Raw genomic sequence first — 1,077 nt, 5'->3', positions numbered from 1 at the left:
ACACGCTGACATATTCACGGTTGCTGAGGTTGGTGGCATTATCCTGCAAGCGCAAATTCTTGGTGAAGTCATAGGCTACCATGGCATCCCAAAGGGTATAGGCAGGGGATTTCAGGTTGGGGCTTTCCTTTGAATCACCAAAAGAACTACCGACATAACGCACCCCCGTCCCCACAGATAAACCGGAGAGTGTTCCCTGGAACGCATAATTCACCCAACCGGACGCTTGTTGTAATGGCTGCTCAACAAAGCGTTTACCTACTTCGGCTTGATCAAGTGATTTGGTGGTCTCGACTTTGCCATAGTTATAATTGGCCAGCACCGTCAGGCCGCGCGCCACCTCACCGCTCATTTCCAACTCGATACCGCGAGAGCGAACCTGCCCGGTTTGCATTGAGATGCCTGAGTGATCAGGGTCAGTGGTCGATACGTTATCCTGAACCAGGTTATACAGCGCTACGGTCGCATAACCGTTAAAGCCGTGCGGCGTATATTTCATCCCCACTTCGGTCTGCTTACCCACGGTCGGTTTATATGGATTGCCTTTACCGTCATTGCCCACAAGCGGCATAAAGGATTCAGAGTAGCTAATGTAGGGAGAAACACCGTTATCAAACAGGTACATCAGCCCAGCCGTTTTGGTGAACTTGTCGTCATCCTTACGGCTACCCTTGCCATCAGTCAGATTCTGATCGCGCGATTTCGCTTTATCGTAACGACCGCCAATCAAGGCAATCCAGCGATCGTCATAACGAAACTGGTTCTGAACGTAGTAACCGATTTGGTGGCGTCCAGTACGGTGAGAATACAAATCGTTGAGCGGCAGAACGGCATTGCCATAGACGGGGTTAAACATGTCAATGGCACCAATACCGTAGAAATCACCATCGCGGCTTTGTGAATTGGCGCGACGGTAATCAATACCCAACAGCAGCGTGTTTTCCACATCTCCCCACTGCCACTCCCCAACCATACGGTTATCCGTCGCCCAGTTTTGCGCAAAGCCATCGCGATACACCATGCCCCGCTGAGCTTCGCGTTCACTAACCTGATAGGAAGCATAAGCAGTACGCAAAT

General features: G+C 50.9%; 1 protein-coding gene. It reads right to left on the bottom strand.

Features of this window, described 5'->3' with window-relative positions:
* The coding region (locus tag J5224_RS29545) for a TonB-dependent siderophore receptor (RefSeq protein ID WP_264628629.1) at window positions 1–1,077 on the bottom strand (1,077 nt) is incomplete at both ends.

The sequence above is a fragment of the Candidatus Symbiopectobacterium sp. NZEC135 genome, assembly GCF_025962695.1.
The sequence above is the reverse complement of the archived record's forward strand: the minus strand, read 5'-3'. Positions and strand labels throughout refer to the sequence as shown.